This window comes from Curtobacterium citreum (genome assembly GCF_006715175.1).
GTDB classification, from domain to species: domain Bacteria; phylum Actinomycetota; class Actinomycetes; order Actinomycetales; family Microbacteriaceae; genus Curtobacterium; species Curtobacterium citreum.
The window spans coordinates 2,724,541-2,740,462 of record NZ_VFMQ01000001.1; the positions used below are offsets into that span (position 1 = coordinate 2,724,541).

At 73.2% G+C, this 15,922-nt stretch carries 15 protein-coding genes; 3 read left to right on the forward strand and 12 right to left on the reverse strand.

Features of this window, described 5'->3' with window-relative positions; genetic code table 11:
• Positions 1-60 precede the first annotated feature (60 nt).
• A complete protein-coding gene (locus FB462_RS12835; RefSeq protein WP_141862281.1) occupies positions 61-1,320 on the forward strand; it encodes an isochorismate synthase in 1,260 nt (419 codons plus the stop codon).
• Positions 1,321-1,713: 393 nt separating this feature from the next.
• On the opposite strand, the gene menD is transcribed toward FB462_RS12835, so the two are convergent.
• Both menD and FB462_RS12845 read right to left on the reverse strand, forming a co-directional pair.
• Positions 1,714-3,471 (reverse strand): 2-succinyl-5-enolpyruvyl-6-hydroxy-3-cyclohexene-1-carboxylic-acid synthase, encoded by a 1,758-nt coding sequence (menD, locus tag FB462_RS12840; protein ID WP_188868823.1) that lies wholly within the window; start codon positions 3,469-3,471, stop codon positions 1,714-1,716.
• Positions 3,443-3,799 (reverse strand): PLDc N-terminal domain-containing protein, encoded by a 357-nt coding sequence (locus FB462_RS12845; protein WP_083520054.1) that lies wholly within the window; start codon positions 3,797-3,799, stop codon positions 3,443-3,445. Before FB462_RS12845 ends, menD begins: the two co-directional genes overlap by 29 nt.
• 78 nt (positions 3,800-3,877) lie before the next feature.
• On the opposite strand from FB462_RS12845, the gene FB462_RS12850 reads away from it, so the two are divergent.
• A complete protein-coding gene (locus FB462_RS12850) occupies positions 3,878-4,201 on the forward strand; it encodes a DUF4229 domain-containing protein (protein ID WP_058742574.1) in 324 nt (107 codons plus the stop codon).
• 55 nt (positions 4,202-4,256) lie between these two features.
• Here the strand turns inward: FB462_RS12850 and FB462_RS12855 are convergent, their stop codons facing one another.
• From FB462_RS12855 to FB462_RS12870, 4 genes are all read right to left on the reverse strand, one after another.
• Positions 4,257-5,252, reverse strand: a complete 996-nt coding sequence (locus tag FB462_RS12855) for a 1,4-dihydroxy-2-naphthoate polyprenyltransferase (RefSeq protein WP_058742573.1) — start codon at positions 5,250-5,252, stop codon at positions 4,257-4,259.
• 98 nt (positions 5,253-5,350) lie between these two features.
• Positions 5,351-6,487 carry an AMP-binding protein gene (locus FB462_RS12860; RefSeq protein ID WP_141862285.1) on the reverse strand — a complete coding sequence of 379 codons (1,137 nt, stop codon included), beginning with the start codon at positions 6,485-6,487 and terminating at the stop codon, positions 5,351-5,353.
• A complete protein-coding gene (locus FB462_RS12865; protein ID WP_141862287.1) occupies positions 6,487-7,416 on the reverse strand; it encodes a 1,4-dihydroxy-2-naphthoyl-CoA synthase in 930 nt (309 codons plus the stop codon). Before FB462_RS12865 ends, FB462_RS12860 begins: the two co-directional genes overlap by 1 nt.
• Before the next feature lie 107 nt (positions 7,417-7,523).
• Positions 7,524-8,093 carry a hypothetical protein gene (locus FB462_RS12870; RefSeq protein ID WP_141862289.1) on the reverse strand — a complete coding sequence of 190 codons (570 nt, stop codon included), beginning with the start codon at positions 8,091-8,093 and terminating at the stop codon, positions 7,524-7,526.
• A gap of 208 nt (positions 8,094-8,301) precedes the next feature.
• On the opposite strand from FB462_RS12870, the gene FB462_RS12875 reads away from it, so the two are divergent.
• Positions 8,302-9,282: an o-succinylbenzoate synthase gene (locus FB462_RS12875; RefSeq protein ID WP_141862291.1), complete on the forward strand. Its 981-nt coding sequence runs from the start codon at positions 8,302-8,304 to the stop codon at positions 9,280-9,282.
• A 273-nt stretch (positions 9,283-9,555) separates the two neighbouring features.
• Here the strand turns inward: FB462_RS12875 and ccsB are convergent, their stop codons facing one another.
• The 6 genes from ccsB to FB462_RS12905 form a co-directional block, all read right to left on the reverse strand.
• Positions 9,556-10,533, reverse strand: coding sequence for a c-type cytochrome biogenesis protein CcsB (gene ccsB / locus FB462_RS12880; RefSeq protein WP_141863357.1), 978 nt, complete (start codon positions 10,531-10,533; stop codon positions 9,556-9,558).
• Positions 10,534-10,541: 8 nt separating this feature from the next.
• Positions 10,542-12,221: a cytochrome c biogenesis protein ResB gene (resB, locus tag FB462_RS12885; protein ID WP_058742577.1), complete on the reverse strand. Its 1,680-nt coding sequence runs from the start codon at positions 12,219-12,221 to the stop codon at positions 10,542-10,544.
• A 97-nt stretch (positions 12,222-12,318) separates the two neighbouring features.
• Complete coding sequence (locus FB462_RS12890; protein ID WP_114849874.1) at positions 12,319-13,017, reverse strand: cytochrome c biogenesis CcdA family protein; 699 nt, start codon at positions 13,015-13,017, stop codon at positions 12,319-12,321.
• 45 nt (positions 13,018-13,062) lie between these two features.
• Positions 13,063-13,674, reverse strand: coding sequence for a TlpA family protein disulfide reductase (locus FB462_RS12895; RefSeq protein WP_114849721.1), 612 nt, complete (start codon positions 13,672-13,674; stop codon positions 13,063-13,065).
• Positions 13,674-14,330 carry a histidine phosphatase family protein gene (locus FB462_RS12900; RefSeq protein ID WP_141862293.1) on the reverse strand — a complete coding sequence of 219 codons (657 nt, stop codon included), beginning with the start codon at positions 14,328-14,330 and terminating at the stop codon, positions 13,674-13,676. The genes FB462_RS12895 and FB462_RS12900 overlap by 1 nt, the downstream gene beginning before the upstream one ends.
• 67 nt (positions 14,331-14,397) lie before the next feature.
• Positions 14,398-15,888, reverse strand: coding sequence for a SulP family inorganic anion transporter (locus FB462_RS12905; RefSeq protein WP_058742566.1), 1,491 nt, complete (start codon positions 15,886-15,888; stop codon positions 14,398-14,400).
• Positions 15,889-15,922: the final 34 nt, after the last annotated feature.

Consider the following 15,922-nt stretch of genomic DNA (forward strand, 5'->3'; position numbering starts at 1 on the left):
GAGGGTGTCCCCGACGCCGGGCCGGGGCCCTTGCACCCCGTCCGCGCGTACGATCGGTGCGTGACCCGAACCACCACGGCGGCTCCCACGCTCACGGTCTCGACCCGCATCCTCGACGATCCCGGCGACGTGCTGCGGCACACCCTGCGGGACGCTCCGCTCGCGTTCGTGCGGGGCGGCGACGGCATCGTCGGGATCGGCGAGGCCCTGCGCTTCGAGTTCTCCGGACCGGACCGGATGCGCGACGCCGCCGTGGTCTGGCGGGACGTCGTCGGCAGCGCCGTGGTCGACGACCCGGTGCAGCTCCGCGGGACCGGGCTCGTGGCGTTCGGCTCCTTCACGTTCGCGGACGACTCCGCCGAGCGCAGCGTGCTGGTCGTCCCCCGGGTGGTCATCGGCAAGCGCCGCGGCAAGGCATGGCTCACCGCCGTCGACACGACCCCGGACCCGGCTCCGCTCGCGTTCACCCGGACCTCGGTCCCGGTGCCCGCGGTGGGTGGGCACGTCTCGGTCGCCTTCGGCCCCGGCCGGGTCGACGAGGACACCTACGCCGCGAACGTCGCCGAGGCCGTCCGCCGGATCATCGCGGGCCGCGCCGAGAAGGTCGTGCTCGCGCGCGACCTCGTCGGGACCCTGCCGGACGGCGCCGATCGCCGGGCGATCCTGCTCGACCTCGCCGCCGCCTACCCGCAGTGCGTCACCTTCGCCGTGGACGGGCTCGTCGGAGCCACGCCCGAGACGCTCGCCCGGACGGACGGCACCGAGCTGTCCGCGCGGGTGCTCGCCGGCAGCGCCGCACGCGGGACCGACCCGGTGTCCGACCGCGCCGCCGCCGAGGCGCTGGCGTCGAGTGGGAAGGACGTCGAGGAGCACGGCTTCGCGATCGCGAGCCTGCTGGCGGCGCTCCGACCGATCGCCACCGACCTGCGGGCCGACCCGGAGCCGTTCCGGCTGCAGCTGCCGAACCTCTGGCACCTCGCGACCGACGTCCGCGCGACGCTCCCCGCCGGGACGACCTCGCTCGACGTCGCCGACGCGCTGCACCCGACGGCCGCGGTCGCCGGGACGCCGACCGACGTGGCCGTGCGGCTCGTCGCCGAGCTCGAGGGCGTCGACCGGGGCCGCTACGCCGGACCCGTCGGTTGGCTCGGGGCGAACGGCGACGGCGAGTGGATGCTCGCGCTCCGCAGCGCCCGCATCGAGGACGACGGGACCGTCCGCGCCTGGGCCGGCGCAGGCATCGTCGCCGGCTCCGACCCGGCGCGCGAGGTCGCCGAGACGGCGCTCAAGTTCCGCCCGGTGCGCGACGCCCTGGCCTGAGCGCGCGCCGGCAGGCGGGCGGGTGCCGATCCGCGCGACGGGTGCCGATCCGCGCACGGGAGACCGATCCGCGCGTGGGCAGTCGTTCCTTCCGGCCTCCGACGCGCGGATCGGCTTCCCATGTCGGGTGCGATGGGCAGGAACGTCACCCGCGTGACCGCCCCCGACGGGATGATCGTGGCGGGCCCGCACCGTGCCTCCCGTCCGGCGCCACCCGGCCACACGGCGAACGCGAGACGCCCGCGTCCGCGCGAGACGCACCGCCACACGCGAGACGCCCCCGGATCCGGCGGCGTCTCGACGCGACCGGACCGTCTCGACGAGACGAGACGAGACGAGCCGAGCCGAGCCCAGCCCAGCCCAGCCCAGCCGAGAGGAGCGAGCACCGGCCCGTCAGACCAGCGGCACCTCGACCACCAGCCGCTCCGCCGGGTCGGTGAGCACCGCCTCGAGGTCACCCCACGTCGCTGCCCGCCGGTACGACCACCCGAGCCCCGTCACCACGCGCTCGACGTCCACCTGCTGCGGCGTCGTCATCATCCGTCGCATGTCCTGCTCGGGCGTGGTCGCCACGACCTCGAGTCCGCGGAAGATCGCGCCCCCGCCGTCGTTGCCGACCACGACCTGCACGCGGTGCCGCCGCTCCTCGGTCCCGGTGACGAACGCGCCGAGGTCGTGCAGGAACGTCAGGTCCCCCACGAGCACCCGCGTCGTGCCGATCGAGTCCGGTGACCGGTCCAGCGCCGCCGCGATCCCGAGCGCCGTCGACACCGTGCCGTCGATGCCCGCGAGCCCGCGGTTGGCGTGCACCCGGAGCTTCTTGCCGGCGACGTGCGCGTCCGCGACCCGGATGAGCTGCGAGGCGCCGAGCACGAGCCGGTCGTGCGGCCACGTCGCACCCCAGACCGCCTCGACGAGCATCTCGCGGTCGACCGCGCGGCGGCGCAGCGCGACCTCGTCGCGCAGGAATCGGTTGCGCTCGGTCCGGTCGGCGGACCGCTTGGCGTCCAGGTCCGGACCGGCGTCGCCGTCGCCGAGGAGCGCGCGGCTCGTCGCCACCCAGCGCCCCACCCACGCCCGGTGTGCCGGGGTGGTCCGGCCCGTCACGCGGACGTCGGACACGAAGGTGGTCTCGGCGGACGGACGGGAGGCACGGGCCGGGTCGTACGGGTCGGCCCCCGGTCCGCGGACCACGACCGTCTCGACGTCGTCGCGCTGCAGGAGCGCGGGGACCTCGCGGCTGAGCGTGGGGTGACCGAGCACGACCGCGCGGCGGACCGCACCACCGAAGTCGGCGTCGCGGAGCAGGTCGCGGTAGGCGACGACGAGGTTCCGTCCGAAGCGCGCCCCGCTCGACACCTCGGCCAGCAGCGGCGCACCGAGCTCCCACGCGATCCGCTCGGCGTCCTCGCCGGCGTCGTGTCCTGCGACGACGACGGTCCCGGGGACCTCGTCGGGTGCGAGCTCCGCGACGGGCAGGTCCGTGTGCACCCGGCGCCGGGCGTGCTCGAGGTCGACCTCGTCGTCGGGGACGCCCTGGACGTCCTCGGCGCGGAGCCCCGCGGACAGCGGCTCGCGGAAGGCGACGTTGAGCTGGACCGGACCCGGCTGGCCGGTGTGGCCTGCGGCGACCGCGACGGCCTCGCGCGCGAGGGACCGGACGGCGTCCTGGTCGACCCCACCCGCGGTCGGCGCCTGCACGTCCCGCACGAAGGCGACCGCAGGGCCGAACAGCCCCGGCTGCACGGTCGTCTGGTTGCTGCCGATGCCGCGGAGCTCGTCCGGACGGTCGGCGCTGAGCACGACCATCGGTACGCCGGAGTGGTGCGCCTCGAGCACGGCGGGGTGCAGGTTCGCGACGGCGGTGCCCGAGGTCGTCACGACCGCGGCGGGCCGGCCGCTCTCGACGGCGAGCCCGAGGGCGAAGAACCCGGCGGTGCGCTCGTCGAGCCGGACGTGCACCGTGACCCCGCCGGCCCGTTCGAGGGCGACGGCGGCGAGGGCGAGGGCCTGCGAGCGTGAACCCGGACTGACGACGACGTCGGTGACGCCGGCGCGCGCGAGGGCGCCGAGGAGCGCGAGGGCGAAGTCGGTCGCCGGGCTGCCGGATCCCGCAGGATCGTCAGCGATCGGCGGGGCCGTCGTCGTCACGCTCGTGGAACTGTTCTTCGAGGTCTCGGAGGGTCTCGTCGTCCTGGTCCTTGTCCGTGCGGTGGGGCTCGGGAGCACGGGGGCCGCCGAGGAAGTCCGGGTCGTCTTCGGGTCCACGGTAGCGGGGGCCCGGGCCGCTGGCCGCCGGTGCCCGGCCGAGCAGGAACCACAGCACGGCACCGAGGACGGGCAGGACGAGCACGAGGAGGATCCACCAGCCCTTGCGGAGCGACCGGATGCGCTGCCGGGGCATGGTCGCGCAGTCGATGACCGCGTAGACCGTGAAGGCCACGGCGGCGACGACGACGATCAACCACAGACGGACCATGGACGGAGTCTAGGTTCGGCGCCTGGGATGCACCTGCCCGTCAGCCGCCGTGCGCCGTGGGGTCCGTAGACTCGTCGGGTGAAAGCGTGGCTCGTCTACACCCTGGCCCGGCTCGGCATCTTCGCCGTGGCCCTCGTCGTCCTGTTCGTGATCGGTCTGCCCTGGTACTGGGCGACGATCGGTGCGGCGCTCATCGGCCTGCTCGTCTCGTACATCGCGCTCCCGGGACTGCGCGGCCAGGTCACCTCGAGCCTCGCGTCCCGTCGGCCCCGCAAGGAGCACGACGCGGACAGCGACTTCGAGGACGACTTCGTCGACGCCGCCGACTCCGACTCCCCCGCGCCGCGTCCGGTGTCCGATGCCGAGCGGCACGAGGTCCGTCGGGAGTCCGGCGAGGAGTGACTCGCCGCCACCGGCCGGGCCCGGCGTCGCTGGGGCCTGACCGCCGCAGCGGCCGCTACGGCTGGACGGCGAGTGTGACGCCGAGCACGACGCCGTAGGCCAGCGACGCGAAGGACGACAGCTGGAGCGCGGTGATGAGCTCCCGCGGCTTCCGCGACGACACCCCGATCGCCAGCGCCGGCAGGGCCAGCAGCAGCGAGAAGTACGCGAAGCCGGTCCGGAAGTACAGCAGCGTGAACCAGAGCAGCGCGACGTAGGGCAGCAGCAGGAACAGCGCGAAGAGCACGCGGGCCACCGGACGGCCGACGACGACCGCGAGGGTGCGCTTGCCCGCCTGCTGGTCCTCGTCGATGTCGCGGATGTTGTTCACCATGAGGACCGCGCACGCGAACAGGCCCGCGGCGACGGCCGCCGCCCACCCGCTCGTCGTGACGGCACGGATCTGCACGAACTCGGTACCGAGCACGGCGACGAGCCCGAAGAACACGAAGACGAACACCTCGCCGAGGGCGTTGTACCCGTAGGGCCGCTTGCCCCCGGTGTAGAACCAGGCGGCGACGATCGCGGCGGCGCCCACGAGCAGCAGCCACCACAGCCCGGTGAGCACGACGATGACGAGACCCGCGACCGCGGCCAGGCCGAAGAACGTCAGCGCGACGGTGAGCACCGTGCGCGGCTTCGCGAGCCCGGCCCCGGTCAGACGTGCGGGTCCGACGCGGAACTCGTCGGTGCCCCGGACGCCGTCCGAGTAGTCGTTGCTGTAGTTCACGCCGATCTGCAGGAACAGCGCGACCGCGAGGGCGAGCAGGGCCACGACGAGATGGTGGTCCTTCACCAGGTACGCACCGAAGTCGCCGGGTTCGCCGCTGTCGACGAACGCGACGCCCGTCCCCAGCACGACCGGGACGACGCCGAGCGTCAGGGTGCGCAGGCGCGCCCCGCCGATCCAGTCGCGTGCGGTCGCGCGCCGCTTCGTGCGCTGCGGCGCAGCGGCCTTCGCGGGGTTGCCGCTGCGGCGCTTCGCCGGGGTCGTGTTCTTCGTACGTGCCACGGCCGACCATCGTACCGACGTCGACCGGGAGGCACGGCGCACCTCCCCCACGCCGGTCCGGTCCGTCAGGTGGCCCGGCCCGTCAGGACGGGGGTCCGTCAGCTGGCGGGGTCGGCGATCGTGCGCACCGCCCGGCGGTCCGGCTTGCCCGACGCGAGCATCGGCAGGCGGTCCACGACGACCACGTCGGCGGGCCGGGCGGCCCGGCCGAGGGCGTCGCCGACGACGGCGCGCACGGTGTCCAGGTCGAGCGACCGCTCCGTCACGACGACGGGCACCTCGCCCCACTCCGCGGACGCGCGGCGCGTCACCACCGCGCTCTCCTGTCCGGCGATGCCGCGCACGATCCGTTCGACCGCACCGAGCGGGACCTTCTCACCACCGGAGATCACGACGTCGTCGAGCCGCCCGAGCACGCGGACGCGGCCGTCCTCGACCTGCCCGGCATCGCCCGTCCGGTACCAGCGGAGGCCGTCGCGCTCCGTGAAGGTCCGCGCCGTCCGCTCGTCGTCGCCGAGGTACCCCTCGGCGAGCACCGGCCCGGCGAGCAGCAGCTCCCCGTCGTCGACCGCGGCCCGCACCGGCCCGAGGGGAACGCCGTCGTACACGCAGCCGCCGCTCGTCTCGCTCGCGCCGTAGGTCGTGACGACACGGACGCCGGCGGCACGGGCACGCTCGCGGAGGGGCACCGGGGTGGCCTGCCCGCCGACGAGCACCGCGTCGAGCGTCGCCGCGGCCGCGATCGCCCGGGGGTCGTCGAGCACCCGCGCCAGCTGCACCGGGACGAGCGAGGTGTAGCGTCGCGGGGCGGCCGGACCGACGTCGAGCCGGTCCACCGCGTCCGCGAAGGCCGCGGGGTCGAAGTGGCCGACGGGCAGCACGACCGGGGTCGTCCCGGCGGTGATCGACCGCGTCAGGACGTTGAGGCCGGCGATGTAGTGCGTCGGCAACGCGAGGAGCCACGCGCCCGGTCCGCCGAGGGTCGCGTCCGCGGCCGCCGCACCCGCGAGGACGGCGTCGGACGACAGTGCCACCCGCTTGCCGGTCCCCGTCGAGCCGCTCGTCTCGACGACCAGGGCGACCCGCTGCTCGACGTGGGACGGTGGTGCGGTCGGCAGGGCCGGGGCGTCCTCCGCGACGGGGAGCAGCGCGGGGCCGCCGGCGAGCGCTGCCTCCAGGCCGCGCAGCACGGCCGACGGGTCGGACGCCCCCAGCGCGACCAGCGGACGGGCCATCAGAAGTGCCAGGGGAAGGCGGTCCAGTCGGGCTCGCGCTTCTGCAGGAACGAGTCGCGGCCCTCGACCGCCTCGTCCGTGCCGTAGGCGAGGCGCGTGGCCTCGCCCGCGAAGACCTGCTGGCCGACCATCCCGTCGTCCACCGCGTTGAAGGCGTACTTGAGCATCCGGATCGCGGTCGGCGACTTGCCCAGGATCGTCTCGCCCCACGCGATGGCCTCGCGCTCCAGGTCGGCGTGCGGAACCACCTTGTTCACCGCACCCATCTCGTAGGCACGCTGGGCGGAGTACTCCTCGGCGAGGAAGAAGACCTCGCGCGCGAGCTTCTGGCCGATCTGGCGGGCGTAGTAGGCGCTGCCGTACCCGCCGTCGAACGAGCCGACGTCGGCGTCGGTCTGCTTGAACTTCCCGTGCTCGGCGCTCGCGATCGTCAGGTCGCAGATCGCGTGCAACGAGTGGCCGCCGCCGGCCGCCCAGCCGGGGACGACCGCGATGACGACCTTCGGCATCATGCGGATGAGGCGCTGCACCTCGAGGATGTGCAGGCGGCCCATCGACGCCTGCGCCGCGGCGGGGTCGACGCCCTCGGGCGGGGCACCCTCGTCGCCGACGTACTGGTAGCCGCTGCGTCCGCGGATGCGCTGGTCGCCGCCGGAGCAGAACGCCCACCCGCCGTCCTTCGGGCTCGGGCCGTTGCCGGTGAGCAGGACGACGCCGACGCGGGGGTCCTGGCGGGCGTCGTCCAGGGCGCGGTACAGCTCGTCGACCGTGCGGGGACGGAAGGCGTTCCGGACCTCGGGGCGGTCGAAGGCGACGCGGACGATGCCCTGCGACACGTGCTTGTGGTACGTGATGTCGGTGAAGTGCTCCGCGATCGGAGCCGCGGTCCAGACGTCGGGGTCGAACAGGTCGGAGACGGGGGCGGGCATGCCTCCACCGTATCGCCGTCGCCCGGGCAGGCGGTCGTGCTCGTGCTGGTGGTGCGTCGGGCCGCGTCGTGCTCGTGGTGCGGCGTGCTCGTGGTGCGTCGGGCCGGTCACATGGTGGTGAGCGCTTCGGGCGCCACCACCACCAGCAGGACGATGAGGATCACCGGGTTCGCGAAGAACGCCAGGACGACCCCGATCGCGCCGTACCAGCGGCCGAACGACCCGACCGCGGCGACGAAGCCGAGCACCGCGGCGATCAGCGTCAGGAACACCACGACGAAGCAGATGCCGAACGCGAAGGTGGTGTCGCCGCCCATGAACACCGCGAAGGCGCTGGCGTCCACCGCGGCCGAGACGATCGCGAGGCCGAGGGCGATCTTGCCGGCCATCGGGTTCTTGCGCCGGCGGGCCCGCTGCGCGAGGGTCCGAGCGTCGACGGTGTTGCGCTGCATGAGGCGCTCGAAGTCGCTCGTGCCGCTCCCGGCCGGACGGGCGCCCACCCGCTGGTTCGTGGCGCCGCGGGCCTGCTTGCCCTGCGCGGCTCGGAGCTGCTTGTCCGGCGCCGTGCGGACCTGCTTGTCTTGCGTCGTGCGGGCCGGTGCGGGGGCGGGTCGCCGCTGCGCGCTCGTCGCGGGCGCGGCTGCTCGCTGCGCGCGCTGCTGCGGTTCCGGCGGCACCGGCCCTCCATTCGTCACAGGGTGCGTCGCGGTCGTCGCCGCGACGTCGGTCACGTGGTGCACGTGCGTCGGCGCTGGCCGACCGTCGCATGCTAATGGCCGGCCCTGGCGGTCCGCTCCGAGGAACCGGCGGACGCGCTGGACGTGTCCGGACCGTGACCTGCGGCGGGGGCCGAGCGCGCTCACAGTCCCTGCGGGAGGATGGACCGTGCTCCCCGACCTCGCCGACCTGACCGCCGACGCCCACGTCGTCGCCCTGCCGATGCGGGTGCGCTTCCGGGGCATCACCATCCGCGAGGCCCTCGTGCTCCGCGGCCCCGCCGGTTGGACGGAGTTCTCGCCGTTCGTCGAGTACGACGACGCCGAGGCCACCGCGTGGCTCCGCGCGGCGATCGACTTCGGCTGGACCGACCACGAACCGGCGGCCGACTCCGTCCCGGTGAACGCCACCGTCCCGGCCGTCCCCGCCGACCGCGTCGCCGAGGTCCTCGCCCGCTACCCCGGGTGCACGACCGCGAAGGTGAAGGTCGCCGAACCCGGGACGACCTTGGAGGACGACGTCGACCGGGTCACCGCGGTCCGTCGTGTGATGGGTCCGGACGCCGCCGTCCGGGTCGACGCGAACGGCCTGTGGACCGTCGACCAGGCTGTCCGGGCGCTCGAGTCCCTCGCACCCCTCGACCTGCAGTACGCCGAACAGCCGGTCCGGTCCGTCCCCGAGCTCGCCGACCTCCGCCGCCGGACCTCCGGGCTCGGGGTCGCGATCGCCGCCGACGAGAGCGTCCGTCGCGCCGCCGATCCCCTCGCGGTGGCACGGGCCGGCGCTGCCGACGTCCTGGTCGTGAAGGCGCAGCCGCTCGGGGGCGTGACCGCTGCGCAGCGGGTCGTCGCGGAGGCCGGACTGCCCTGCGTGGTGTCCAGCGCGCTCGACACCTCGGTCGGGCTCGGGATGGGGGCGTTCCTCGCGGCTGCGGCGATGTCCCCGGGCTACGCCGCCGGCCTCGGCACGGCGGCGATGTTCGAGGCCGACGTGACCGCGACCCCGCTCCTGCCGGTCGGCGGGCGCGTCGCCGTCCGGCGGGCCGAGGTGTCGGTCGAGCTGCTCGAGCGGCACGCCGCGGCCCCGGAGCGCCGGGCGTGGTGGCTCGACCGGCTCCGGCGGACGCACGCCCTGCTCGCCGCGGCCTGACCCGCGGGCGGCGGCGCGTGCGCCCTTGTGGCGCGCCGAGCGGGCGCCGAGCGGGCGCCGAGTGGGCAGGACACGCCGCGCGCGTTCGCCGCGCGGGCGCAATCCGTCGCCGGGCGACGTCGAGCGGCCCAGATGTGGCCCGCTCGAGCGCACCCCAGCCCGAGCGAGCACGCGACCGCCGGGCCGCACCCGTGACGGACGGGAGGCGCGGTGCCAGCCGGCACCGCGCCTCCCGTCCGTCACGGATCCTGGTCCGTCACCGCACTCGACGGCTCACAGGCCGGAGTAGCTGTGCAGCCCCTTGAAGAACACGTTCACGACGGCGAAGTTGAACATCACCGCGGCGAACCCGATGAGCGCCAGCCAGGACGAGCGCGCCCCGCGCCAACCGCGCGTCGCACGGGCGTGGATGTACCCGGCGTAGAGGGTCCAGATGATGAAGGTCCAGACCTCCTTCGTGTCCCAGCCCCAGTAGCGGCCCCACGCTCGCTCGGCCCAGATGGCACCGGCGATCAGCGTGAAGGTCCAGAGGACGAAGCCGACCAGGATGACCCGGTAGCTCAGGACCTCGAGCCGGTCGGCGTCCGGCAGGGTCTCCATGAACCGCAGCTTGGTCGCGAGACCGCGGCTCTGTCGGGACGTCTGCACGAGCTGCGCCACCGCGAGCCCGGCGCCGAGGGCGAAGAACCCGGTCCCGGCGATCGCCACGAACACGTGGATGACGAGCCAGTACGACTCGAGCGCCGGCACGAGCGGCCGGACGGGCACGTAGTAGTTCACCGTGGCGATGCCGAGCAGGATGATCGTCAGGCCGCTGATGAAGACACCGAGGAACTTCAGGTTCTGCCAGAACTGCACGAGCAGGAAGATCAGCGTGATGAGCGCCGTGCCCGTGAGCGAGAACTCGAACATGTTGCCCCACGGCACACGGTCGGCCGCGATGCCCCGGAGGACGACCGCCCCGACGTGCAGCACGAGCGCGAGGATCGTCACGGCCATGCCGACGCGCTCGAACTTCGTGCCGCGGTCCGACCGATCAGCCGACTCGGTGACCTTCTCGAGCACGACCGTGCCGCCCTGGACGGTGGCGACCGTCCGCTCGGCCGCCGCGGTGGACGCCCCGGCAGCGGCGGCGGTGACCTCACCCGAGCGCTTCGCCATGTCCAGCGCGAACGCGATGAACGCGATGACGTACACGGCGATCGCCGAGTAGGTCAGCACGACCGAGTAGGTCGCGAGGTTGGTCGTCATGTCCGGGTTCACGCAGGGATCCTAACTCCGAGGTCCGACAGGTGGCGTCGAGCGATGTCCGCGACCGCTCGTTCGAGGTTGGGGTCCTCGCCGCGGGCGAGCCCGGCGTACTCCAGGTCGTACTCGCCGTGTTCCGCACCGCGACGCGGGACCGCCTTCACCCACACACGTCGGCGCGGGACGAACAGCGAGGTGAGCAGACCGAGCACGGCGAGGACCGCGAAGCCGGCGACGAAGAGCTGCGACGGGTCGTGGTGCACGTCGAGCGACACGTAGCGCTTGACGCCGTCGAACGTGATCGAGCCCGTGCCGTCGGGGAGCTCCTTCGACTGCCCGGGCTTCAGCTCGATGCTCGCCGCCTTCGACTGGCGTCCGGCGATCTGCTCGAGCCCGCTCGTGTCGAGCGAGTAGACGCTCTGCGGCACGCCGCTGTCGAGCCCGAGGTCGCCGCGGTAGACCTGCAGCGTCAGCAGCGGGTTCTGCGCGTCCGGGTAGGCGCTCGCGAACGCACCGGAGCCGAGCTTCGACGCCGTCGGGTAGAAGAACCCGACCATGCCGAGCTGCGACGGCTTCGCGTCCGGGACCTTGATGACGCCGGTGGACGTGTAGTTCGCGTCCTCGGGCAGGAACGGCACGACGTCCTTGAACGCCACGTTCCCGTCGCCGTCGCGCACCGTCACCTGCATCGCGTAGCCGTTGCCGAGCAGGTACACGTTGGTGCCGCCGATGGACAGCGGCTCGTTGACGCCGAGGCGCTCCGTGCGCTCCTGGCCGTCCTTCTGACGTGCGGTGATCGTCGCCGAGTAGTCGAGCGCCTGGCCGAGGGCGTCGAGGTTGCGCTCCTCGTACGTCGTCGTGAACTTGTCGAGCGTCAGGTTGTAGCCCTGCAGGTCGGACTGGGTGAACCAGCGACCCGGGTTGAACGAGTCGTAGGAGCCGAGGACGTTCGAGAACGTCTGGCCCTCGACGAGCAGCCGCTGTCCGGTGTAGCTGAAGCCACCGCCGAGCCCGACGGCGACGAGCACACCGACGAGGGCCGCGTGGAACACGAGGTTGCCGGTCTCGCGCAGGTAGCCGCGCTCCGCGCTGACCGAGTCGCCGAAGCGCTCGACGCGGTAGCCGGACCGCTTCAGGAGCGCGGCGGCTCGCGTCACGGCGTGGTCGACGGACGGGAGGCTCGTGGCTGCGTCCGTCGCACCGCCCACGTCGGTCGTCCGGTCGCCCTGGAGCGCCGCTGCTTCGACCGGGACGGAGCGGTAGCCCGCCAGGCGACCGAGCCGCACCGGGGTCCGCGGCGGGCGGGTGCGGAGGGCCTGCCAGTGGTGCTTCGTCCGCGGCACGATGCAGCCGATGAGGGACACGAACAGCAGCAGGTAGATCGCCGAGAACCACACCGAGGTGTAGGTGTCGAAGACCTGGAGCGTGTCGAGCACCGGGAAGAGCTGCGGGTGGTCGGCCTTGTACTGCACGACGCCGTTCGGGTCCGCGGTCCGCTGCGGCACGAGGGAGCCGGGGATCGCCGCGAGCGCGAGGAGCATGAGCAGGAACAGTGCGGTCCGCATGCTGGTCAGCTGCCGCCAGAAGAAGCGCAGGTAGCCGACGAACCCGAGCTTCGGCTGCGTCACCCCGCCGTCGGCGTCGTCCGCGGCCGCGGCGGCGGTGCTGTCGACGTGGTCCGACGGTCGCATGGGGTCGCCGCCGGAGACGGTGTCGTCGCGTGCGGTGGCGTCGGTCGCGGTGGCGTCCGTTGGGGCATCGGCGCGCGCGGTGTCGTCGGCGTCGCGGTCAGACTGCGGGGACAAAGCTCTGGATCACCGCCCCGAGACTCGACATGACGGCCGACCAGATGCCGGTGACCATGAGCAGACCGATGACGATCAGGATCGCTCCTCCGATGATGTTGACGACACGCATGTGGCGCTTGACGGCGCGGATCGCCCCGGTGGCCCAGCCGGCGCCGAGCGCCACGAGGACGAACGGGACGCCGAGGCCCAGGCAGTACGCGACGCCGAGCCACATGCCCTGCCAAGCGCTGCCCGACTGCACGCTGAGCAGGTTGATAGCGGCGAGCGTCGGGCCCAGGCAGGGGGTCCAGCCGAGACCGAACACGATGCCGAGGAGCGGCGCGCCGACGAGACCCGTCGCGGGCGTCCACGACGGCTTGAGGGTGCGCTGCAGGAACGTGAACCGGCCGACGAAGACCAGCCCCATCGCGATGACCACGACGCCGAGCACCTGCGTGATGAGGTCGCGCCAGCGGACGAGCCAGAAGCCGAGCGCACCGAAGACGGTCGTGTACGCGACGAACACGGCGGTGAAGCCGAGGATGAACAGCAGCACCCCGAGCACCACACGGCCGCGACGCTGCCCGCCCTCGGCGACGCCGCCGACGTACCCGAGGTAGCCCGGGACGAGCGGCAGCACGCACGGCGACAGGAACGACACGAGCCCCGCGAGCGCGGCCACGGGCAGCGCGACGACCATCTGGCCGCTGAGGATCGCGTCGGCGAAGGGGTTGCCGGACACGGGTCAGGAGGCCTTGCCGTGCAGCTCGTCGCCGACCAGGGTCTGCAGGATGCTCGGACCGTCGACCGCGCCGAGCACACGGGCGGCGACGCGACCCTGCTTGTCGAGCACGATCGTCGCGGGCACGGCGTTCGGGGCGATCTGCCCGGAGAGCGCGAGCTGCATCGTGCCCGTCCCCGCGTCGAGCACGTTCGGGTAGTCGACCTTGAAGGTGCGCTCGAACGCGGCGGCGGTACCGGCCTCGTCCCGGACGTTGACACCCACGAAGGCGACGTCCTGGTCGGCGTACTGGTCGTGCACCTGGTTGAGGTACTTCGCCTCGGCACGGCACGGCGGGCAGCCGGCGTACCAGAAGTTCAGGACGACGACCTTGCCGCGGAGCGCCTTCGACGAGATGGTGTCGCCGTCGGAGTCCTTCGCGCTGAACTCGACCGGGTCGGTGCGCTTGTCGGCGGCGACCTCGGTCACCGCGCCGTCGCCGGAGATGTAGTTCTGCGTGGTCCCGCTGCCGTACTGCTTGGACAGCGAGTCGTTCGACGACGAGCACCCGGCGAGCGCCAGGGCGGCGATCACCGCCGTCGCCGCGAGGGTGGCGAACCGGGTTCGGGTGGACATCAGACAGCTCCTTCGTCGACGGCGGATCCGCGCAACGCGTGCGCCGGGTCCGCGTACCCGACCTCGGTGAAGCGGCCGGACGAGGTGGCGGGCACACGCTCGACGGTCGTGATGCTGGACAGGTCGCACCGGCGCTTGCGCGGGTCGTGCCACAGGGGCTCCCCCGCGAGCTTGCGGTGCACCGTCCAGATCGGCAGCTGGTGGCTCACGAGGACGACGTCGCCCTCGTCGACGCTCTCCCACGCCGTGGTGACGGCGGCGAGCATGCGGCCCGCGATGGACTCGTACGCCTCGCCCCAGCTCGGTCGGAACGGGTTCGCGATCCAGGGCCACTCCGTCGGGCGACCGAGCGACCGCTTCGTGAAGCCGGGACGCTGCCCCTCGTACCGGTTCGTCGGCTCGATGAGGCGCTCGTCGAGCGAGACGTCGAGGCCGTAGGCCTGGGCCCACGGCGCTGCGGACTCCTGCGTGCGCTGGAGCGGGGACGCCACGATCCGGCGAACATCGACGCCGGCTCCCTTCCACGCGGTCGCCGACGCCGCGGCCATCCGGGCGCCGAGGTCGCTCAGGCCGAAGCCGGGCAGACGGCCGTAGAGCACTCGCCCCGGGTTGTGGACCTCGCCGTGCCGGACGAGGTGGATCCGTGTCGCGGGCATGGGTTCCAGTCTAGGTCGCTCCGCTGTTCCCACCCGCCCCACAGCGGATTCACGGATGCGGGGACGTTCAGCCGAGGCGCCCCGTCAACCGTCCGTGCAGGGCGACCGACCCGGTGTTGAGGTTCACGACCTCGACCGTCGAGCCGTGCTTCGCGAACCGCTGCTCCACGCCGTCGAGCGCGGCGACGGTGCTCGCGTCGAACACGTGCGCGTCGCTCATGTCGACGATGACGTGCTCGGGGTCCTCGGCGTACGAGAACCTGGTGACGAGGTCGTTCGACGACGCGAAGAACAGCGCGCCGCGGACCCGGTAGCGGACGGTGCGCTCGTCCACCGGCTCCCGCACGACCGTGACGAGGTGCGCCGCCCGCCGCGCGAAGACGAGTGCGGCGACGACCACCCCGACGAGCACGCCGGTGGCGAGGTTGTCGGTCGCGACGACCACCACGACCGTGATCAGCATGACGGCGGTCTCGCCGAGCGGCATCCGCCCGAGGGTGCGCGGTCGGATGCTGTGCCAGTCGAAGGTCGCGACGCACACCATGAGCATCACGGCGGTGAGCGCCGCCATCGGGATCTGCGCGACCAGGTCGTGCAGCACGATCGTCAGCACGAGCACCGAGACGCCGGCCACGAACGTCGAGATCCGGGTGCGCGCGCCGGCGGTCTTCACGTTGATGACCGTCTGGCCGATCATCGCGCAGCCGCCCGTGCCGCCGAAGAACGCGGACGCGATGTTCGCGATGCCCTGCCCCCAGGACTCCCGCCAGGCGCTCGACCGGGTCTCGGTGATCGAGTCGACGAGCTGTGCCGTGAGGAGTGTCTCGATGAGTCCGACGATCGCGACGCCGAACGCGTACGGCGCGACGATCTGCAGCGTCTCGAACGTGATCGGGACGGTGATCCCGCCGAAGCCGGGCAGTGCCGTCGGCAGGGCCCCCTCGTCGCCGACGGTCGGCACGGCGATGCCGAAGACGATCGTGATCGCCGTGACGACGACCACGGCGACGAGCGGCGCGGGGACGGCCTTCGTGAGGAACGGGAACCCGACGACGATGCCGACGCCGAGCGCGGTGAGCGGCCACACCACGACGGGCACGTCCCCGCCGAACAGGTTCGGCAGCTGCGCGGTGAAGATGAGGATGGCCAGCGCGTTCACGAACGCGACGTTGACGCTCCGCGGGATGAAGCGCATCAGCCGTGCGACCCCGAGGAACCCGAGGACGAGCTGGAACACGCCGCCGAGCACCACCGCGGGGACGAGGTAGGCGATCCCGTGGTCGCGCACGAGCGGAGCGATCACCAGGGCGACCGACCCTGCGGCGGCCGAGACCATCGCGGGGCGACCGCCGACGAACGCGATCACCACGGCGATGACGACGCTCGAGAACAGCCCGACGGCGGGGTCGACGCCGGCGACGACCGAGAACGAGATCGCCTCGGGGATCAGGGCGAGCGCGGTGACGACGCCGGCGAGGACCTCGCGCGTCAGCATCCGCGGCGATCGGAGGGCATCGAGGACGCGCGGCGGCGTGGGGGCATGGGTGAGCACGGTCATCGCGGGCAACCCTACCCTCACGTGAGGGTAGGGT